This is a genomic window from Ruegeria sp. HKCCA0235A, assembly GCF_013033235.1.
GTDB lineage: Bacteria > Pseudomonadota > Alphaproteobacteria > Rhodobacterales > Rhodobacteraceae > Ruegeria.
On sequence record NZ_WQDQ01000003.1, the window covers coordinates 1 to 19,461 of the forward strand.

The 19,461-nt window shown below is 55.2% G+C and carries 19 protein-coding genes and 1 tRNA gene; 4 read left to right on the forward strand and 16 right to left on the reverse strand.

Annotation, left to right across the window (positions count from 1 at the left end; all coding sequences use genetic code 11):
* Positions 1–179: 179 nt before the first annotated feature.
* Genes GOW56_RS06060 through GOW56_RS06070 form a run of 3 tightly spaced genes read right to left on the reverse strand, consistent with a single transcriptional unit; the run spans position 180 to position 1,883 of the window.
* Positions 180–353: a hypothetical protein gene (locus tag GOW56_RS06060; RefSeq protein WP_171167005.1), complete on the reverse strand. Its 174-nt coding sequence runs from the start codon at positions 351–353 to the stop codon at positions 180–182.
* Positions 350–1,654, reverse strand: a complete 1,305-nt coding sequence (locus tag GOW56_RS06065; RefSeq protein WP_171205318.1) for a DUF6538 domain-containing protein — start codon at positions 1,652–1,654, stop codon at positions 350–352. Before GOW56_RS06065 ends, GOW56_RS06060 begins: the two co-directional genes overlap by 4 nt.
* Positions 1,655–1,691: 37 nt before the next feature.
* A complete protein-coding gene (locus GOW56_RS06070) occupies positions 1,692–1,883 on the reverse strand; it encodes a hypothetical protein (RefSeq protein WP_171167008.1) in 192 nt (63 codons plus the stop codon).
* Between the two features lie 827 nt (positions 1,884–2,710).
* Here GOW56_RS06070 and GOW56_RS06080 point away from each other — a divergent pair.
* Complete coding sequence (locus GOW56_RS06080) at positions 2,711–3,514, forward strand: methyltransferase domain-containing protein (RefSeq protein ID WP_170570595.1); 804 nt, start codon at positions 2,711–2,713, stop codon at positions 3,512–3,514.
* 372 nt (positions 3,515–3,886) lie between these two features.
* On the opposite strand, the gene urtE is transcribed toward GOW56_RS06080, so the two are convergent.
* From urtE to GOW56_RS22060, 10 genes are all read right to left on the reverse strand, one after another.
* The gene (urtE, locus tag GOW56_RS06085; RefSeq protein WP_171116863.1) at positions 3,887–4,594 is read right to left on the reverse strand and encodes an urea ABC transporter ATP-binding subunit UrtE; all 708 of its coding nucleotides are present in this window, start codon (positions 4,592–4,594) and stop codon (positions 3,887–3,889) included.
* Positions 4,584–5,324, reverse strand: coding sequence for an urea ABC transporter ATP-binding protein UrtD (gene urtD / locus GOW56_RS06090; protein WP_171116861.1), 741 nt, complete (start codon positions 5,322–5,324; stop codon positions 4,584–4,586). The genes urtE and urtD overlap by 11 nt, the downstream gene beginning before the upstream one ends.
* Positions 5,321–6,574 (reverse strand): urea ABC transporter permease subunit UrtC, encoded by a 1,254-nt coding sequence (gene urtC, locus GOW56_RS06095; protein ID WP_171205540.1) that lies wholly within the window; start codon positions 6,572–6,574, stop codon positions 5,321–5,323. The genes urtD and urtC overlap by 4 nt, the downstream gene beginning before the upstream one ends.
* Positions 6,575–6,584: 10 nt before the next feature.
* Positions 6,585–8,540: an urea ABC transporter permease subunit UrtB gene (gene urtB / locus GOW56_RS06100; protein WP_171116859.1), complete on the reverse strand. Its 1,956-nt coding sequence runs from the start codon at positions 8,538–8,540 to the stop codon at positions 6,585–6,587.
* Between the two features lie 67 nt (positions 8,541–8,607).
* Positions 8,608–9,882 (reverse strand): urea ABC transporter substrate-binding protein, encoded by a 1,275-nt coding sequence (gene urtA / locus GOW56_RS06105; protein WP_171205320.1) that lies wholly within the window; start codon positions 9,880–9,882, stop codon positions 8,608–8,610.
* Positions 9,883–10,168: 286 nt separating this feature from the next.
* Entirely contained in the window at positions 10,169–10,555 is a 387-nt protein-coding gene (locus GOW56_RS06110) for a hypothetical protein (protein WP_171116855.1), read from the reverse strand.
* A gap of 641 nt (positions 10,556–11,196) precedes the next feature.
* Positions 11,197–11,610 (reverse strand): hypothetical protein, encoded by a 414-nt coding sequence (locus GOW56_RS06115; protein WP_171205322.1) that lies wholly within the window; start codon positions 11,608–11,610, stop codon positions 11,197–11,199.
* A gap of 11 nt (positions 11,611–11,621) precedes the next feature.
* Entirely contained in the window at positions 11,622–12,242 is a 621-nt protein-coding gene (locus GOW56_RS06120; RefSeq protein ID WP_171205323.1) for a hypothetical protein, read from the reverse strand.
* Positions 12,243–12,453: 211 nt separating this feature from the next.
* Positions 12,454–12,801 (reverse strand): hypothetical protein, encoded by a 348-nt coding sequence (locus tag GOW56_RS06125; protein WP_171205324.1) that lies wholly within the window; start codon positions 12,799–12,801, stop codon positions 12,454–12,456.
* Positions 12,802–14,017: 1,216 nt separating this feature from the next.
* On the reverse strand, positions 14,018–14,191 hold the full coding sequence (locus GOW56_RS22060; protein WP_171205325.1) for an HNH endonuclease: 174 nt from the start codon (positions 14,189–14,191) through the stop codon (positions 14,018–14,020).
* Between the two features lie 291 nt (positions 14,192–14,482).
* Between GOW56_RS22060 and GOW56_RS22065 the strand changes: the two genes are divergently transcribed.
* Complete coding sequence (locus GOW56_RS22065; RefSeq protein ID WP_171205326.1) at positions 14,483–16,003, forward strand: primase-helicase family protein; 1,521 nt, start codon at positions 14,483–14,485, stop codon at positions 16,001–16,003.
* Between the two features lie 131 nt (positions 16,004–16,134).
* Entirely contained in the window at positions 16,135–16,374 is a 240-nt protein-coding gene (locus tag GOW56_RS22070) for a hypothetical protein (protein WP_171205327.1), read from the forward strand.
* 187 nt (positions 16,375–16,561) lie between these two features.
* On the opposite strand, the gene GOW56_RS06145 is transcribed toward GOW56_RS22070, so the two are convergent.
* From GOW56_RS06145 to GOW56_RS06155, 3 genes are all read right to left on the reverse strand, one after another.
* Positions 16,562–16,636: transfer RNA gene (locus GOW56_RS06145), tRNA-Gln, on the reverse strand.
* Positions 16,637–16,726: 90 nt separating this feature from the next.
* A complete protein-coding gene (locus tag GOW56_RS06150) occupies positions 16,727–17,716 on the reverse strand; it encodes an NADPH:quinone reductase (protein WP_171205328.1) in 990 nt (329 codons plus the stop codon).
* A gap of 96 nt (positions 17,717–17,812) precedes the next feature.
* A complete protein-coding gene (locus tag GOW56_RS06155) occupies positions 17,813–18,274 on the reverse strand; it encodes an SH3 domain-containing protein (protein ID WP_171205541.1) in 462 nt (153 codons plus the stop codon).
* Positions 18,275–18,472: 198 nt separating this feature from the next.
* On the opposite strand from GOW56_RS06155, the gene GOW56_RS06160 reads away from it, so the two are divergent.
* On the forward strand, positions 18,473–19,459 hold the full coding sequence (locus GOW56_RS06160; RefSeq protein WP_171205542.1) for a D-glycerate dehydrogenase: 987 nt from the start codon (positions 18,473–18,475) through the stop codon (positions 19,457–19,459).
* Positions 19,460–19,461 lie beyond the last annotated feature (2 nt).

Consider the following 19,461-nt stretch of genomic DNA (forward strand, 5'->3'; position numbering starts at 1 on the left):
TCAAATTTAGGAATCACACACGCCGACCATCGTTGTTGGGCCTTTACAAACGGACCCAGCGGACGTCCGCTTTGTCCCGCAACTCGGTCGTTCGGTCATTATTCCGCTATGTCCGCTCCCGCAAAAAAAACAAAGTGAGCGCCCCCGGCAACCCGCTAGGGGCCGCCGAGGGTTGGGTGTCAGGGTGGTCTTCGGTTAACGACATAGTCAGCCAACCACTGCCAGTAGGCTTCGGCATCCCGGAACCCTTGAGCCCGAGCAGCCAGATCTTCCGCTGTCTTACGGGTGCAACCACCATCGTATTCGGCGATAGCAGCCCGCTCCTCGAACGCATCAATGTCCGGGAACGTCATGCCGGGAGTCTTATCTGATCGACGATAGACCGACGTTGCTCGTCACTGATCCCTGCCGAGTAGATGCCGTAGGTAATCCCGTTCTCCGACCGTGCCGATTGGTGGCCAACCAGAGATGCGGTGAAGTGCTCAGGAACACCGGTTCTCTCACACTGGGTGATGAACCACTTGCGGGTCGAGTGAAACACCAGCCCCGGTCGATCAAGCTCCAGCCGTCGGCGCAGTCTCGCGAAGCCCTTAGTGACATGTGCCACGGTGAGGTCGGGGAACAGAGGACCAGATGATGGTAGCTGCCGAAACGTCTCATCCAGCGCCGGGTGGACCGGAACCAGTCGTTCCGCCGCGTCGGTCTTCCGCAGTCGCAGTTCATTGGGTCGAACATGCACGAAGCAACCGAGATTGCCCTTGGCCGCGAGGTCTTCCCGGAGCAGCCCCACCGCTTCTCCCGCTCGCATTCCTGATAGCAGGCAGGTTAGCAGAACCGGATGCAATTCACGGTCATTGGCTCCCAGCAACCGCACGACTTCATCGTCAGTCGGAACCGCATAGGGTTGAGGACGCACCTTGCGATCGAAGGGCACTGTCCGGAACGGGTTGACCTCCAGATGCCCTTCATAGACCACCCAGTCGAGGAAGTGATTGACCTGCGACCAGATACGCCGCTGAGTTCTGGCTGTAATAGTCACCGCCCCACGAGACGAGTACGCGACTAACTGGTCCAGGGTCAGCCCTCGGGTCCTCTCTGACTTACCGATCATCGGAGACAGTTGGGCTATTGCGGACAGGAACTCTCGTCCGTCTGTTCTGGTCAGGCGGCAAACCGGCTGGTCACCATATCGGCTTGTGAACAACCCGACGGAGTATCGGACCGATTTAAACCCGCTGGGTCGAAGTTCATTACTACGCCGGGAAAGGTAGGCTCGGCTCAGGTCACGAACTGGCACCTTTACCGGTGCTGATGGTCTGATGAACTTGGACCGCTCCAGATTGCATCCAGAGTCCTCCAGAGTGGCCCGGAGACGGACGAGAGAAGTCTCTGGCTGGTCAACCCAATCAGGAACCTCAGCAGTGTTCTCTGGGGCAGACAGAGTCTCCTCTGCCTGAGCCCGCACCTGTTCAACCAACGTCTCGAACCGGGCATTGACTTCAGCGGCACGAACACGGGCTGTTCTGGGATCACTGGTTTTGAGGCTCTGCTTCAGGGCCTGAGCGCCCAGCGCGAGAGCGACGTCAACGGGATAGTTCCGTCTGAACAACCATGTATGGCCCTTCAGATAGGCATAGCGAATGTGAGCAGACATCAGTCTCCTCCTTTCAGATTTGGAATGTGGGATGGGTTCAGTTGGTTGAGATAACCCTTAGGATCATCTCCCGATCCGGTTCGCCGTAGGTACCAGCCAGAGGGCCGGTGACAGCAAAGCCGGTCACGCAGTCTTCGAACACCTCGTCTATGCGGAACAGATGTTCAGGGACGTCATCGAAGGCCTGGACGACCACGACGTCACCGGGGTTCAGCTCCAGCTCACTCATCGTCGGTCCTCCACGTCCAGAGGACCGCCAGCAGAACCAACGCCGAGACAGCGGGGTGGGACCGCGACACCACCCAGAGCATCGTCGTCAGGACGGCCTTGGGCGGTGGGTGCAAAAGAAAACCCCCGACGAGAACGCCGAGGGCAGACAGGTACTTCATGGATCAAACTCCTGCAGTTGCTTCCTTATTTAGATGCAGGAAGTTGCTCGATTTTCGGGACGAAGGAGCGAGTGATACCCGCTGGCTTGTCTGCGCGAGACACCTGCGTTAGCCTGAAACTCCCAAGGCGATTACTGGGTGAGGCCAGAGCAGGTCCATTGCACAGGGTTGAGTTCGCGGGGCAAAAAATGACTGATACTGAATGCAACTATCAACGGGTAGTTTCGGTTGAAGAAGTCAGGTGCGCCCTTGAAGAGGCGCAGTGCCAACACTGTGGCATAACCACTAATGAACTAAAGTCACACGGGGAGTTGCTTGAGATTTGCGGTGAGGAACTTTGCTCCGACATCTCAACGGGCAAGAAAACGTTCATCACGATTGCACTATGCCCAAGCTGTCATGCGCGGGCACACCAAGACGCTCAGAACAAGCACAACCCCTGCCAGATAAAGGCTCGGTGGAGCCGAGAAGGCCTAGCGTAGCGGTTTGCCGGGGGTGTTCACTTTGCATTCTTTTTTCCAAAGCGGACTTTGGTTGAGGGCCGGCTGAATGACCGAGTTGCGGGACTTTGCTGCCGTTTGATCGGGTTGCCCACAGGTCCGCTTCTTTTGATTTCGTGGCTAAGTGTGTTTAGCATTTCTGCAGGATGTATTTTGAGAGCTAAGCCATGTCTGATCCATATTCTGATCTTGGCGCACAAGACACCGCGCTTCAGGAACGTATTGCAGCAGCGATGGAAGCCCGTTGCCTTGAGCCTGCACAGGTCGCAATTCGCAAGGCCTACTTGAGTGAGTTAAAGCTCCCGAGCAATGCACGTGCGTTGGAACTCGGGTCCGGTACAGGCCACGTAACTAAGGACCTACTGGACGTTGCAGGCGCGAAAACAGCGCATGGGCTCGAACCTTCACCGGTGATGGTTGAACGGGCGAAAAAGAGCTTTGGAGATGATGCGCGGCTCAGCTTCGATATCGGCGATGCAAAGGACACGGGGTTTGAGGACACATCATTCGACGTTGTCCTAATGCATACCCTGTTGTGTCACGTGCCTGACCCCGAAGTTGTTGTTCAGGAAGCATTCCGCATCCTGAAGCCGGGTGGTGTATTGGCGATTTGTGATGGCGACTACGACACAGCGACGGCGCAGATTGCAGATTTCGATCCGCTGGATCAACTCATTCGGTTCATGATCAATCAAAATGTCACCAACCTTTGGATAATGCGTCAGGTCTCCGGAATGCTCGCCAAGACCGGCTTTCAACTTGGGGCAAGAAGAGGGCATGGATACGTCGCCGAAGCAGAAGCGACATACTTCCTGACTGTCATAGACCGAGGTGCTGACCGCATGATCGAAGAGCGCGTACTGTTTCCCGAAACAGCGGAGGCGTTGAAGGCGGAGGCAAGACGCCGGGTGGCTGAGAAGACCTTCTTCGGTTTCATGTCTTACGTAAGCCAGATTGCGACAAAGCCTTAGGGCAACTAAGCACTCTGGTAGACCGGACTTTCGTTCGCCGCGCAGCATCAGTCACTTTGGGCTCGGTACGGCCATTCGCCGCTTTTCGCATCGGTGGCCGCTCGCAGCCCTTCACGACCTGCCGCACCTGCATAGGCTAAAAGCGCAACAATTGGCAGCTCAGGGCTCATATGACTTGTTCATGCTCACCGCAGAGAAAGTTGGCAGCGAGCCCCAAATGCCCCTGATCCACGAACATCGGAAAACAAAAAACTGCAAGTAATCGGCATTCTATGCAGCTAAGTGAGCTACGAGACGGTATGAGCATAAGTCCGAATTGTTAAATCCGGTGCGTCGGGCATGGCAGAGCAGAAGTGAACCACTACAATGCCGTTAAACAGATACTGCGGACCTTAGTTGTTCTTTGCCAATTTGGCATTTGGAGCCGCGTAGAAGAGGGGTGCCTCGCTCGAGAACCAAGAATTCATCGCCTAACGAATAAGCAAACTCAAAGAACTGCTCGACCAAGATTATGGCCATTTCACCCTGATCACGCAGCAGACGAATGACTTCGCCAATCTGCTTGATGATGTTGGGTTGAATGCCCTCGGTCGGCTCGTCCAACAGCAAGAGTTTTGGCTTTGTGATCAACGCACGTGCAATGGCAAGTTGCTGCTGTTGACCACCAGACAGGTCGCCTCCACGCCGCGACAGGAACTCTTTGAGGATCGGGAAAAGGTCAAAGATATAGTCGGGGATGGTGTGATCGCTGCGGGGCAGGCAGGCAAAGCCGGTTTCGAGGTTTTCGCGCACCGTCAAAAACGGGAAAATCTCGCGCCCTTGCGGAACGTAAGCCACGCCTTTTCTGGCCAGCTCGAAGGATGTGGTGTTGCCGATCTCTTCGCCGGTTAGCACATAGTCGCCACCGCTGCGGGGATGCGTGCCGGATATCGCTTTCAAAAGGCTTGTTTTTCCGACGCCGTTTGTACCCATCACGCAGGTCACCTGACCCTGACGCGCGGTGATGTCGACGCCGTTCAAGATCTGGCTGCCGCCATAGTGCAGAGTCAAATCAGAGATGTTCAGAAGGTCAGCGGCCAAGATAAACCTCGATTACTTTCTCGTTCCGGGTGACATGGTCCAACGATCCTTCGGCCAGGACCGAACCCTCGTGCAGCACGGTGACTTTGCAGTTCAGGCGACGGACAAACTCCAAATCGTGTTCGACAACAACGACGGCCCGGGTTTTGGCCGCTTCGACAAGAATGTCGGTCGTATGCTTGCGCTCTGCCGGGGTCATCCCGGCCGCAGGCTCATCGACCAGCAGCAATTGTGGGTCCTGAGCCAGCAGCATCCCGATCTCGAGCCATTGCTTTTGCCCGTGGCTAAGTTCACCCGCCTTGCGGCCCAAGGCGCTCTGCAGTCCGATTTCCTCGGCCAGCGTTGCGACTTTCTCATGATCTTCCTGACGCGCCCGGAACCGCAGCACAGCCAACGGCCCGCGTTTGTTTTTCAGGGCAAGCATCAGGTTTTCGCGGATGCTTTGGTCTTCGAACACAGTTGGTCGCTGGAACTTTCTTCCCACTCCGGCCTGCGCGATCTGGCTTTCGCTCATCGACAGTAGTGAGACAGATTTCTCACCCCACAGAACATGACCATCTTCCGGCTTGGTCTTGCCCGTGATGATGTCCATGAACGTCGTCTTTCCCGCCCCGTTCGGGCCGATGACAGCGCGCATTTCGGCCGGACCGATTTGGAACGTCAGGTTGTTGATGGCCTTGAACCCGTCGAAGGATACGGAAACGCCAGAGACTTCGAGCAGCGTGCTCATTCATTCGCCTCCTTTTCGCGCAACGACCCAAGGTCTGGTCCCAGGTCGGCCCCATGTCGATCCGGTGCGCGGCGTTCTGTAAGCTTGTCGATCAGTCCCCCTATGCCGCGGGGCGCGAACAGCGTGACCGCAACAAACGAGAAACCAAGCAGGATGGTCCACCAATCGACCCATTGGATCGTATAGAACTCTAGCGAGATGTCGGGGGTTTGCCCGCCTGTAAACCATGTCGACAGCAACGAGACAAAGGCCGCACCGATCACCGCTCCGTACAGCCGTCCGCGTCCGCCGATTGCCACCCAAACGGCCAGGTAGATTGACGCGATGGGCGCAATTTCGGCCGGGTTAATGATGCCCGCTTGCGGATAGTACAAAGCGCCCGCGATACCGCAGATCACGGCGGTGAAGGTGAAGATGAAAAGCTTGTAGGCCTCGACTGAGTATCCAAGGAACCGAACGCGGCTTTCATCGTCTCGGATGGCGCGAATGACCGATCCGAATTTGCCGGACACCACCCATGCGCAGACAAGGTAGCCAAGGCCAAGCGCTAGGGCGGACGCCCAAAAGAACAGGATCGAAACCGTTGATTGCGGCACCGAGTCCAGACCCGGCAGGTTCTGCAGCCCCGACAAGCCGTTATTCCCGCGCAGCCCACTGTCGTTCTGGAACAGGTAAAGGGACAGCGCCAGCGTCATCGCCTGCGTCAGGATCGACAGGTAAACCCCGGTCACCCGACTGCGAAACGCCAACCACCCAAAAACAAGCGCCAGCAGACCGGGTACCAACACCGCCGCAGCCAGTTGTAGCGGTAAGGAATGTGCAAAAGCCCAGATCGGGGGAAACTCGGACGCACCGACAACGCCGAAAATCTGAGCGGCAATGCCATCCGATATTTCCTGGACCGTCGGCGGCAATGCAGACGCCGCGAGGCTGTCGACCACGATAATCTCGGTCCGGGCGTACATCAGCCACATGCCGATGGCGTAGCCGCCAATGCCAAAAAATGCCATGTGCCCCAGCGACAGGATACCTGTGTATCCCCACACCAGATCCATCGCCAGTGCAGCAAGACACAGGCACAGCGTTTTGCCCAAAGTTTTGATAAAGCTGGTGGAAATCAGCCCGATGCCAAACCCTTCGCCCAAAACAGTAATGATAACCGTAAACAGGGACAGGATGATCAGAAAGATCGCGACAGAGGGATAGCGCAGCACCAGCGGCTTGCGTACAGGCTTGGCTGTAGAAGTCATGTCAACCATATCACGCTTCCGCCGCCCGACCTTTGAGCGCGATGATACCGCGCGGTCGGAATTGAATGAACAGGATGATGAAAAGGATCATGTACGTCTGCGCCGCCAGCGTATTGGACGGGTTGAGCCACTCGATCCCCTTTTGCAGCGTTCCGACCATCGTCGCACCCAGCAGCGTGCCCCAGATGTTGCCAACACCGCCAACGACAACTGTCATAAAGCTTTGCACAATGTAGTCAGAGCCCATCTCGGAAGTGACTTTGGCATAAAGCCCGATGGCCACGCCGGCGATGCCCGCGATGCCTGAGCCCAGGCCGAATGTCAGCATGTTGATCCGGTCCGGGTTAATACCCATGGAGGACGCCATGCGGGGGTTTTGAGTGACCGCTCTCACCTCAAGCCCCACCCGGGTTCGGTTCATGACGATAAGGAACAGGGCCAGAAACAGCAACGCCAGAACGAAGATCGCGATGCGGATATAGCTGATCGAGACGATGTCGTTCAGCACCATCGACCCGTCCAACCATGCCGGAGCAGTCAGAGGACGCGCCTGCGTGCCAAAGATGTTCTTGGCCAGTTGCTGCAAGGCAATGGAAACGCCGAAGGTTGCCAGCAGCGTCTCTAGCGGCCGGTGATACAGCCACCGAATGACCAGCCGCTCCAGTAGAACACCGGCCCCGAAGGTCACCAGAAACGCGCAGGGAATGGCCACAAGGATCGAAAGCGTCAGGTCAGGAATGAACAACTGCACCACATAGCCGGTGTAGGCGCCCATCATGATGAACTCACCATGCGCCATATTGATCACGCCCATGACTCCGAAGGTGATCGCAAGACCGATCGCCGCAAGGAAATAGATCGAGGCCAAAGACAGCGCGTCCAGCACCAGATCCGCTGTCTGGTTCAAAGCAACTTGCGTTTCAATGTTGTCCAAAGCCGCCTGTGCAGCAAGAGCGATGGGCAAGGGGGCTGAGACGTAAACCTTGAAAAACTTATGTTTTTGAACAGCTTCGGCAATATCTTCCTGTGTCACCAGCGGGGTCGCAAGACCTTGCTGGGCCAACACCTGATACGCGGCCTCTCGGGCGACGTCCTCGTCAAGGCTCGCCACTTGTACACCCGCAACAGTATCGCCGTTTATGTTGGCGATCAGGGCTTGCTTTACCGCTGCTGCATCCACCGGCTCCGGGGCCAACCCGTTTGCGACAAGCAGGTCATAGGCCTGGTCCTGCGTCAGATCGTCCGATCCGACCTCAATGCCAACCGCACCGTCCGGGATTTCATCTGCGACCTTGATTTCGGATGAAACCAAAGGATTGAGCGTTGCCCTGACATCAACACCCAGATCGCCGGCAAAGCTGTCGATTGCAGCAAGCCTCGCGGCCTCATCCTCATCAAAGCGAATGGTGAGCAAGCGTTCCAACCGGTCTTTGCGCGCCTTGAGGTTGGCGTCTTGTTCAGCCTCGTTGGAACCCCGCAGGGCAGACAGGTGCGACGCTTCGGCGTCTCGCTCAATCGCTGTCAAAGCAGCGACGCGTGTCCTTGGATTGGGGTCGTTCAACTGAAACTGCACCAGAGCAGACGCGATCAACCCGCGAATGCCAGAATTGGGCTTGAGTTGTTTGTATTTCTTTTTCTCGACAACCCCGATCTCGGCCCCGTCAGATACATCGAAGACTTGCAACCCACCGTCAGCCTTTGAGGCAAAGACAAAAAGACCGGTTTCTTTGTTGAACCACATGTCCTTGGCCTGCCAACGCTCCAGAACGGTCTGCGCTTCCGGCAGCCCACTTTGCGCCAGCGCGTCGATCGCAGGGCCAATCGTCTTGCGAGAGGATTTCTGGATCACCTCCGCGTGAGACTGCAATATCTGCTGCACCGGGGCGTCTGCGGATTGCGCTTGCAAAAGGGTAGGGGCCACAAGGACCAGCAGGGCAAGCACTGCCCGCCTGAACGGAAGCGTCATTTAGGAAGACCTTTGTATTGAGCCTCGGGGCACAACTCGCGCGCCCCGAGGAATTCAGGTTAAGACCTTAGTAGTTGGACTTGATCTGTACGCAGCTCTCGGTTTCGGTGTTGTACATCCCGCAACCCAGCTCTTTCCAATCCGACACGAGAACAGCGGACTCAGGCAGATAGTCGGTCCAGGCGTCGCCCGGAACTTCTTCGGTCTGGCTGATGATGTCGAACTGACCGTCTTCCTGGATTTCACCGATCAGGACCGGCTTGGCCAGATGGTGGTTGGGCAGCATCACAGCGGTGCCGCCTGTCAGGTTCGGGAATTCCTGACCGTACATGGCGGTCCGAACGGCATCGACATCGGTGGTGTCGGCAGCCGTCGCCGCGTTCACCCACATGTTGAAGCCGACATAGTGGGCCTCCATCGGGTCATTGGTCACACGGTCCTCACCCATTCGGGCTTTCCAAGCTTCAACCCATGCTTCGTTCGCATCGCTTTCGGCCGACTGGAAATAGTTCCAGGCCGCCAGGTGACCGACGAGGTTGGTGGTATCCAGACCGGCCAACTCTTCCTCACCGACCGAGAATGCGACAACCGGAATGTCATCAGCCGAGATGCCCGCAGCAGCAAGTTCCTTGTAGAACCCGACGTTCGCGTCGCCATTGATTGTCGAAATCACGCCGACTTTCTTGCCATCCGCGCCAAGTGCAACCACGTCGGCCACGATCTTGGACCAGTCCGAATGACCGAACGGCGTGTAGTTGACGAAAATATCCTCTTCCGCGATGCCCTTCTGCTTCAGGTAACTTTCAAGGATATTGTTCGTGGTCCGCGGATAGACGTAGTCGGTTCCCAGCAGCGCGAATTTCTCAACTTCCAGCTCATCCAGGAAGTAATCCGTGGCTGGGATCGCCTGCTGGTTCGGCGCAGCACCTGTATAGAACACGTTTTTCGAGCTCTCTTCACCCTCATACTGAACCGGATAGAACAGCAGGCCGTTCAGTTCTTCGATCACCGGCAGGACGGATTTGCGGGAAACCGATGTCCAGTTGCCAAAGATCACGTCAACCTCGTGGACTGTGAGCAACTCACGCGCCTTTTCGGCAAACAGTGGCCAGTCCGAGGCCGGGTCTACAACGACGGCTTCAAGCTCACACCCCAGAAGACCACCCGCTTCGTTTTGCTGTTCGACTAGCATTTCCATCGTGTCTTTCAGCGTGGTTTCCGAAATGGCCATGGTACCGGACAACGAATGAAGGACGCCAACCTTGATCGGGCAATCAGCCAGTGCAGGCAATGAACTGGCCAACAGGACTGCGGCGGTTGTGGTGAGAATTTTGGTGTGCATCAGCATTTCCTTTTATGCGACGCGCAGCAGGGTTGTTCGGGGCGCCGAAACGTCCCATATACCCCCCACGCATAATTGCGGTGTGCGAGGGCGTCTTCAGGTTCCTAGGCCGGGCACCTTCGCACATGTTCCAAGCCGTCTTGCGGCACTCCATAGTGCTAGGACAGTTCTTTGCAGCTCTTAGAGTCTCATAGCCCGAGTTCTTGGATTGATTGAGGGTATTGCCCAATTTCGCGGCAATGCAGCACGTCGCGCTTAAAAATGCGGCGGCGCAGCGAAGCGGTCTTTAAGCGCCGCCCAAGATCAACAGGTTGCATTGATCCAAGTACTGCTTGGCAGCTCGGCGCGCCGCACTTGCTTTCACTTCATCAGAAGTAAAGGTTGCGGTTTGCAGCAAACGTGCGTGGGCGTGTTTGGAATTCACCCTGTGGCCTAGGACAAATTCGGCATTATTTGCTGTCGTAGTCGCTTCCAGCAACGAGATAAACCTACCGCGCCGCAGTTCATAATCCTGAGCTTTTGGATCGTTCAAAAGCCACGCGTGTTCCATTTCAGCCGAGAAGCGACCTGCACAACCTGCAAAAGATTTTACGATCCCACTTTCTGCGTAGAGCAATCCAGAAGTCACCAGGATGCACACAATAGAAAGAAAGAATGTTCTCAAAATGCACATATTTTAATCATCGCCACAGTAATTGCGTCCGTCAAGGCAGCACTTTGAAATCAACTGTGTCCAGTTTACGGATTACTCTGAATAGAAAGCCCCAGCATTTTCAGGCTCAAATTTGATTAATCACACCGATTCCGCAATGTACGGCCAAGCTTGCACCAATCTTCTGGATAGGCCGAGCTAACACTTACTATCGGATTCAAATATCTAAAGCTTCGCACTAGTTGGAAGTTGCAATGTCTGATTTGAGTCCCAATTGAAACCCTCGATCCGCTGACCAAGACCGAAACTGATTCCGCCAACCAGTCGTTCACTCCGACCAAACTTGCTGCAATGTAGCTAAAACGGCTCAGTCCGCGAAGAAGCCATCAGACGCCGGGATGCGAATGTCTGGAATGCGACGTTTGAGACTTGTTGCACAAGCGAGACTCTGGGTGTTGACGAAAGTCCGGTAAGGGCTCTTACCTCCCGTCGATCCCCACCGCAGAGAACGGCGACAGTGAGCCCATTTTGCTGCATGCTGCGTGGCGCACCAAGAACACCTAACTGCGCATAGCAACCATTGCGGTAGCCAAGGACGGCCCAATACTAACCCAAGGGAGCGAAATCATTCTGCACAGCTTCCGGTTGCAGAGGACGCTGACTTAGCATTGGTCTCTCAGACTGTTGCAACAGGCTTCCGTCGAGTCTTTATCTTCTTCACAGGTCTTTTCAATGATCCGGTCGCCACACTGTATGTAGCAACGCCAGGACCTCTCAACGCGGACAGTCAACGTTTGGATAACGTTCTTCCGAAAGGCAACGAGAACACTCCTCGCCAAATGCGCGTCTTGAGTAAAGATTAAGAGAGCGGTGCCCTTGGGGCGCAAGCTGAATACTGGCGATGCACCTCTGACAATTCCAAGCCGCACATCTTCTATCTCAAATTCCACGGGTCGTTTGATTTGGATGCCGAGTTCTGCTTTGGCAAGTATGTCGTCGTATTCATCGGGTATCAAGTCTGTGAAACCCATGATGAATTCATGCACTATGGATTCTTCAAACTCATTCAATTTCATAACTTCTGTTCCTATTGGTTGGCCAAACGGTCTGCGAAGCTTTGTAACTCTGTCGCAGTTACGCCTAGGTATGGTTTGGTTGCAGAGGCATCGACTTTGGGATCAGCAACAACCGCGAAGATCGGGTCTGAAAGGATCGCTTCAGGAAGCTCAGGCTTGAGTTCCAGCGCGAGTCTTTTTGCCTCACGAAGATCGTCAATCATATATCCTGCGCTCCTTGAAATCCCCTCGTCAGCGAAACCGATTGCAATGTCACGCAGCTTGCCAACCAACTGGGCCTTCAATTTTTTTTGGTCCTTTTGGGCTTTCTTCGAAGCCTGCCACTGCTCATAGCCAAATAGCATCAAGTGAAGACCGATGCCAATCGCGCATAGCACCAGACCTGAGTTGCGCACGGTGAGCCAATTGGCATCCTCGTCAAGATTCTTTGCTGAATTTCTGACCATCGAACCATACTCATTGAGCACATACTCGGTCAGCAGATACAGAAGGCCTTCGCCGCCAATTAGAGTAATTCCTCCAAGGAAGATCGCAGTAAAAAACCTCTTTAGAGGATTGCCGATTAGGAAACGGTAGGCCAACTCCAGAGCTCTGGAGCGAAGATCATTTTCAGGCTCGGGATCTTTTTTCATATTCGCGGTCTAACGGTCAAGCTCGAGAATCAAAAACTCGAGTTCGGTTATGTCACGTAGGCCACCCAATCTAGGGCGTGAATTGCGAGGCTAGTATTCTCGTAGTCGACGCCGACATTCGCATGAGCTGCACTACGATAGTGAAAAGAAGCGGGTTCATAAGGCCGTGTTTTTCAGATGCTTGATTTACTCCGGTGTGTTCCAAGTGCCGTCACAAAACAATAACTATGCGTCTGATGCTAGGCGAGATGGGTTGAACCTCGCGCCTGGCAATCTTCTTTTCCTCTAGCGCGTTCCGTAAAATTTTGAGCTTTTGGTTGGTCCAAGCAGTCACTTTTTGAGGATGGTTTTGGCACTGTTTGTCGAAATCTACAGATTCCAATCCTGTTCTGAGAATGTGAAGTTCGGGCTCGATGAGCGACGCTTCGCGAGATACTAGCCCTTCCAAATTAGGGCTCTGGAGGAAACGAGAAAAGCGAAAAATCTTTTGCTCGAGAGAATGTTTCTCCAGCGCTGATTCAATGTATCGGAAGGAATCTTCCAGCGACTTGTTTTTCATCAGGTTCTCAAAAAGAATGTGCTAATTGCCTCCCTAATAGCATATCAGAGTGGCAAAGTCAGCGTTGCGGAATTCGAAGAACTACGCGGATTTTTCCGTATGATATGATCTCCGAATTGGTATTCGTCCTATTTTCAAGCGCGCAGAACTCATCAATCAAAATTTGACTTCAGAAAAATGTCTCAATCGGCGCAAACTGGGTTCGCTGCTTTCACGCATCTGATTTGGGCAGAAACATGATCGTTTTGCGTAGAGCTGTCATTGGCGGAACTGCAGCCAATGGCGGGAACGTCCGCTCTCCTGCCATCTGACACTGGAATTTGAACGTCGGAATTTGCGGTTTTCGACGTGCCGCACATGCGAAAGACCGAAGCTCGCTAAACGGCAGGAATGGGCTCGATACGGTCATTCGCTGTTGTCCGATCGAACGTCTGCTTCTACGCCACTGGTCAGCCACTTCATCAATGTCAACAATCGGTCGTCAGCCGGTCGGCCTACCCGCGCTCGAATTCAATGGTAGCGGTTCACTTGGCGTTGCATCTGGATGCAATGACGCAAGATACGCACTACTGGGTGGATCATGGTTACTGCGTGTTCGGTGCGAGTGTGCCAGGTATTTGAAGCCTTACGAAGCATTGCGACCTCCCATTGATGACGTCACGTTAACCTGGATGAACGAGAGGTCCTGTGAACTGGGACACAGAGCGCCATTACAAGTTTCCGCCACCCACCAGCACCAGCGACCAGTCTTCAGCCCCCGGAACGACTCGCCAGCGGTCGTCTCAGCGCCAGTTATGGGTTCTCTAGCGGTCTAGTAAGCTGTGTCCCGCCAGCGGCAGTGAACGATCGATCCAGCGATCAAAACGCCCAGTGCTCACTGTTAGAAATGCCCCATGCTGACCCTCTAACGCTCCATTCCGCCCGTCGCTTCGCTAAGCAGAATGCCCCCGAAACCGCCCCAGTTTCTCAGGCTAGTGGGAAAAGTTGATAGGTTTCATCGGTGGGCAAGGTTTCCTACCACCCCAGCCAGCTCATCAGAACATCGTTACTCCGATACCTGTTGACACCGTTTGCTGCGGAAAATGCCCCCCTTTATGCCCCGGCCACCCGAGCCACCCGCTAACAACCACAGCGGGTTTTGCGGGGGTACCCCTCCCACTTTACGGGAGGAGCGGGTTAGCGTGTTTTGACCCGAGAGTTTTGCATAGCCACAGGGCTAAAGCAGACCCCAATCGACACCGTTCGCCTGCCGATCACGCTCATCCTGAAGGTTATCTCGGCGGTCACCGATGGTCAGATGGCGGGGATTGATACAGCGACGGTTATGGCAACGGTGGCGGATTACCTGATCGCGGGTGGTTGGGGGTATTGAAGTGACTCGATAACTCATTAAATACCTTCAGGTCAAAGCTCATAATCTCGATTGAGATCACTGATAATTCATAACTGGTAGTCGTCTAACATCACTGGGTTGGGCGACCTTAATAAGTGGGCTTGTACGTCACAGCCTGCTTTGATTGCAAAATCCGTAATCGGCTCAGTCCCATTGCGCGGATTTTGATGATGAGCCGCATGGCCTGATTCTTATTTTTACCCTGACCCTGTCTCACCGTGCCGAAAAGCGCATTGGACAGGTTTGTTTTGCACGCAACGAATTGGCACAAGATGCAGGAGAAACAGAGTGAACAAGCAATTACCGAGCAACGAGCTCAAACCAAGAGAACGCAAAAAATCATGGAGGAATCGCCGCCCGATAGCACATGGGCAAAGCAATTTAGATGACGTTCAGTTGGAGATCTTTTCAGATGGCGGAGACAATGCGGAAGTTCAGACCACAGACGCCAATCAGACCAACCATACTTCGGACAACCCTAAAGAAATCTTATGTCGCGATTTGGCCAGAAACTACGTCCGCAAGGAAGGTAGGTTTTTCCGGCGAAACGATCCGACCACGGCCATTTCGGCGTCGGATCTTAAGCGCGCTGCCTTAATTCGGTTTTCGGAGAAATACCGCGAAATCGAACTGACAGACGAACTTTGGCGTGAAGTCTACCAGTACTCGGTCGAGGAAATTCACACTGACAAAACTCAGACCATTCCTGTCTGGGACGGTCGTTCCGAGTGCTGCCCTGAGGTTTCAGACGGGTTGATCTGGTCCGACGGGTCAGCAAGCATAAACACGTGGACGAAGCCGGAGTACAGAAACCTGGGGCTAACCGAGGCCGATTACGGTATGTTTCAGGAACTGCTGGAGCGCATGTTCCGTCATGACTGTGATCGAACCTTCTTCTTGGACTGGTTGTCCTGGAGTCTTCAGAACGAGGGCAGCAAGCCAAGTTTTTCGATACTGCTGTATTCGCAGACGAAAGGAACTGGAAAAAGTACCATTGGACAGGTCCTCAATGCTCTGTTCGGTCCAAGTAACTCGATTGGGATCAACGGCATCTCCAAGCTCACATCTCGGTTCAATCAGACACTGATGTCGAAAAAGTTCATTACCTGCGAGGAGGTCAAGCTAAAGCCGGGAACTGACGCTGGAAACGCTGTAAAATCTTTCATCACCGAGCCCAGAGTCGCCGTCGAGGGCAAAGGAAAGGAGGTAACCGAGGTTCGCAGCGTCAGCGTGTACCTGATGACGACGAACCACTATCCACATTGGATTGAGCCAGATGACCGCCGGTTCTATGTGATTGATGCAAATCACCCGGGCCACGCTTCCGGACCGGACAATGAGGATTTCCAGTCCTTCATGTCCAGCTTCTACAAGTACATGGATAATCCGGAGAATATCGCGCGCCTTTACAATGCTCTGATGGCTAGACAGCAGTCGAATGGGTTTAACCCTCGGTCGCTGAATATGGCTGCAGTCGACACCCCTATTATGCAACGACTTCACGCTGCTTCTGGTGAAGTCCTGCAACAGGAGTTAGCGGAGTTCATCGCTGGAACGGGAAAGTTCGCGATCCCGCAGGCCAGTCTCCGAAAGCTATTCTTCGAAAACCTTAAGGTAAACCCGAACCGACTGGCTCACATGATGAACGAACTTGGGTGGATTCCCGCGAAAGCTAAGTGGGGCGGAACTGACTATGCGAGGGTGATTTGGGTTCACCCGGACTACCGTGTCTCAAATGGCCGCGTTCTCGGTCCAGAGGGTTACGACGAGCCCGTTGATCACATTGAGGAGGATGTGGAAATCATATGAGACCTCCTGTTTTTCGAGAGCGGAGCCGCCTACAGGCTTGGTACGAAGACGTCTTAGCAAACCACTATAACGAGGCGCTAGGGCGCGTGGAAGACTTGCTGGCTAACACGGAAGTAGATGGAAACGGATGTATGGTCACCGAGACGGAGCAACCAAGAAAACTTCGGTTTCGCGAGCATCAGGATCGCGCTTATAGGTTCGTCTACTGCATAACCCACCGGCTTGCCGCCACCCGCGATCAGGTAATCCGCCACCGTTGCCATAACCGTCGCTGTATCAATCCCCGCCATCTGACCATCGGTGACCGCCGAGATAACCTTCAGGATGAGCGTGATCGGCAGGCGAACGGTGTCGATTGGGGTCTGCTTTAGCCCTGTGGCTATGCAAAACTCTCGGGTCAAAACACGCTAACCCGCTCCTCCCGTAAAGTGGGAGGGGTACCCCCGCAAAACCCGCTGTGGTTGTTAGCGGGTGGCTCGGGTGGCCGGGGCATAAAGGGGGGCATTTTCCGCAGCAAACGGTGTCAACAGGTATCGGAGTAACGATGTTCTGATGAGCTGGCTGGGGTGGTAGGATTCGAACCTACGATACACGGTACCAAAAACCGCTGCCTTACCACTTGGCTACACCCCAACGGTGAGCGGCTGTCTACGATTGTTGTTGGCAGGGATCAAGAGCGTTTTGTCAAAAAAACTCAGGTTGAACAGATTTTTTTCAGGGCGGTCATTTGGTGTCGATCAACACGGCTCCGGTCCGGTTTCCATCCTGCACCATTGCATGCGCAGACGCGCATTCCTCAAGTGCAAAGACCTTTTGAACAGGGCAGGTCAAAGCGCCATCCGTCAAGGCCTTGTGAAGGGTCTTCACGGCATTGGTACGAAGATCCGGAGGAAGAAGATAAATCAAAATGGTCTCAAGCGTCATGGCTTTGAACATCATCGGTCCGAACGGAAACACGGGGGTCATGTCTTGGGCAGATCCATAGGCGTTGATGCGACCGTTCTCGGCAATGACCGTGGCGTTTGTTTGAATATTCCGGCCGAATTCGACGTCGATGATTCGGCCGATTGTCTTTCCTTCATTTGCATCGAGAATTTCGTTGGACAGATCCTCGCTGGCGTAATCAATCACGATATCTGCGCCGGCTTCCCGGACCCGGTCAAAGTTGCGAGGGCTGGCCGTCGCGATCACGCGCGCGCCTGCCCATTTGGCAAGCTGAACGGCCAGAAAGCCGACGGTGCCCGCGCCACCGTGTATCAAGATCGTTTGCCCATCGGGACGGCCGCCTGAAAACACCGCGTGGCAGGCGGTAAGACCGGGAATGCCCAGAATCGCGCCGGTCTGCAACGACACCGCATCCGGCAGAGCCACGGCCTGGGCATCGGGAAGGGTAATGTGGCTGGCGGCGGTGCCGAAAGGGCGTTGCCATTGGCCGTTCCAGATCCACACGCGCTGCCCGATCCGAGATGCGGAAACTCCGTCGCCAACGGCCGAGATCACACCGGAGCCGTCACTGTGCGGGATGATCAGGGGGAACGGAGGCTCTGTCACGCCCGGTCTGGTCCCGGCGCGGGCTTTGACGTCGGAAGGGTTCACTCCGGAAAAGGACAGCTCTACCGTGACCTCGCCCGGACCCGGCGGGACCGGAGGGAGGTCCTGTATCCGCAGGACATCGGCCGGGTCTCCGAAGGTGGAATATGTAACTGCACGCATGATCGCCTCCGTTTTGGTCGAGTTTCACAGCATAACGGCGGGAAACTCAAACACCTTGTCGCGTGTCCGCAACGCGGGGGCAGGTCGGCCCTGTGGTTATTCGCGAATCTCGGACGGGTCGACCCCCCATAGGTTCGACTTCAAGGTCCAACCCCGATACCCGCCGGCGGTGATCCGGCACCAGTCCAGCGAACAGGTTCCCAGTCGGGCCACGACCCCGGATTCGAAATGCGCATTCACGGGTGAGGTCGGATCGGGTCGGGCATAGACAGGCAGCATTTCGGATTCAATCAGTACTGTCCGAACACCCGACAACAGGGCGTAGTGAACCCAGCCTCCAGCGCCGTCGCGGTCCTGAACCCGTCGCCAGTTGCCGTATTCGGCAGTGACTTGAAGCGGCATTCCGCGCCGTTTGAACACCCAGTCGATTCGATGTGTCAAAGAAGGTCCGCGTCGCACGTTACCTTCTGCTGCTTTCATCGAGACATAACGGGGCAGGGGGAGGTTGGTGACGGATCCTCGTTTCACGTCGGCATGAGCAGCCCATGCGCCGAACATGATCAGAAATACGGATAGTGCCGCCAGACAGCGGCGATTTACCGGTCGAATACCACTCACTGACTGCCTGCTCTTGTGCCTGTTGATCCGGTTCCGAAAAAAGGTCGACTCAATGCCAAAGGGGTTCTTGTGCCCCGCCTTATCCTGCGCCACGATGCCATGGCGCGCGTCCGTTTGCAAAGCAGTGGGAGGGCCGAGGTGCCAAGAGAACGTTTGAGTGTTGTCGTTACGCGACGGTTGCCCGAAGCGGTCGAAACACGTTTGAGCGAGTTGTTTGATGTGCGCTTGCGCGACTATGACACTCCGATGACGCGTGAAGAACTGGTGGCCGCAGTGCAGGAAGCTGATGTCCTGGTGCCTACGGTAACCGATGCGATTGATGGCGGTCTGCTGGGGCAGGCGGGCGAAAGGCTTAAGCTCATCGCCAATTACGGTGCCGGTGTCGACAATATTGACGTGTCCACCGCGCGCCAGCGTGGGATTCTGGTGTCGAACACGCCTGGGGTTCTGACCGATGACACCGCCGATATGACCATGGCCCTGATTCTGGCGGTTACCCGACGTATTCCCGAAGGTCTGAGCGTGATGCAGCAGGGAGATTGGTCCGGCTGGGCGCCCACCGCGTTTCTGGGAGGCCGTATCGGAGGTCGTCGTCTGGGCATTCTGGGCATGGGCCGGATCGGGCAGGCTGTGGCGCGCCGTGCGAACGCGTTTGGAATGCAAGTCCATTATCACAACCGCCGAAGGCTGCGCCCCGAGACCGAGCAGGAGTTGGAGGCAACCTATTGGGAAAGCCTGGATCAGATGGTCGCGCGGATGGATGTGATCTCGGTCAATTGCCCCTCAACGCCGTCGACCTTCCATCTGATGAACGCACGTCGTCTGAAACTGATGAAACCCTCGGCAGTGATCGTCAACACGTCACGTGGTGAAGTCGTGGACGAAAACGCCCTGACCCGGATGATCCGCGCAGGTGAAATTGCGGGGGCGGGGTTGGATGTCTACGAACAGGGCACTGACGTGAACCCGCGCCTGAGGCAGCTGCCCAATGTGGTTCTGTTGCCTCATATGGGATCGGCCACGCTCGAGGGCCGGGTGGAGATGGGCGAGAAGGTCATCATCAACATCAAGACCTTCGAAGACGGCCACCGCCCGCCGGATCAGGTTGTACCGGCAATGCTCTAGCG

What these genes read in the sequence shown, in the direction of transcription:
- GOW56_RS06110 (WP_171116855.1), bottom strand. Translation starts at nt 10,555, where the DNA reads ATGTGCATTTTGAGAACATTCTTTCTTTCTATTGTGTGCATCCTGGTG.
- GOW56_RS06155 (WP_171205541.1), bottom strand. Translation starts at nt 18,274, where the DNA reads ATGTTCGGCGCATGGGCTGCTCATGCCGACGTGAAACGAGGATCCGTC.
- urtA (WP_171205320.1), bottom strand. Translation starts at nt 9,882, where the DNA reads ATGCACACCAAAATTCTCACCACAACCGCCGCAGTCCTGTTGGCCAGT.
- GOW56_RS06065 (WP_171205318.1), bottom strand. Translation starts at nt 1,654, where the DNA reads ATGTCTGCTCACATTCGCTATGCCTATCTGAAGGGCCATACATGGTTG.
- GOW56_RS06120 (WP_171205323.1), bottom strand. Translation starts at nt 12,242, where the DNA reads ATGAAAAAAGATCCCGAGCCTGAAAATGATCTTCGCTCCAGAGCTCTG.
- urtC (WP_171205540.1), bottom strand. Translation starts at nt 6,574, where the DNA reads ATGACTTCTACAGCCAAGCCTGTACGCAAGCCGCTGGTGCTGCGCTAT.
- GOW56_RS06080 (WP_170570595.1), top strand. Translation starts at nt 2,711, where the DNA reads ATGTCTGATCCATATTCTGATCTTGGCGCACAAGACACCGCGCTTCAG.
- GOW56_RS06115 (WP_171205322.1), bottom strand. Translation starts at nt 11,610, where the DNA reads ATGAAATTGAATGAGTTTGAAGAATCCATAGTGCATGAATTCATCATG.
- GOW56_RS06070 (WP_171167008.1), bottom strand. Translation starts at nt 1,883, where the DNA reads ATGAGTGAGCTGGAGCTGAACCCCGGTGACGTCGTGGTCGTCCAGGCC.
- GOW56_RS06125 (WP_171205324.1), bottom strand. Translation starts at nt 12,801, where the DNA reads ATGAAAAACAAGTCGCTGGAAGATTCCTTCCGATACATTGAATCAGCG.
- GOW56_RS06150 (WP_171205328.1), bottom strand. Translation starts at nt 17,716, where the DNA reads ATGCGTGCAGTTACATATTCCACCTTCGGAGACCCGGCCGATGTCCTG.
- GOW56_RS22060 (WP_171205325.1), bottom strand. Translation starts at nt 14,191, where the DNA reads ATGAGTTATCGAGTCACTTCAATACCCCCAACCACCCGCGATCAGGTA.
- urtB (WP_171116859.1), bottom strand. Translation starts at nt 8,540, where the DNA reads ATGACGCTTCCGTTCAGGCGGGCAGTGCTTGCCCTGCTGGTCCTTGTG.
- urtD (WP_171116861.1), bottom strand. Translation starts at nt 5,324, where the DNA reads ATGAGCACGCTGCTCGAAGTCTCTGGCGTTTCCGTATCCTTCGACGGG.
- GOW56_RS22070 (WP_171205327.1), top strand. Translation starts at nt 16,135, where the DNA reads ATGGTCACCGAGACGGAGCAACCAAGAAAACTTCGGTTTCGCGAGCAT.
- GOW56_RS06060 (WP_171167005.1), bottom strand. Translation starts at nt 353, where the DNA reads ATGACGTTCCCGGACATTGATGCGTTCGAGGAGCGGGCTGCTATCGCC.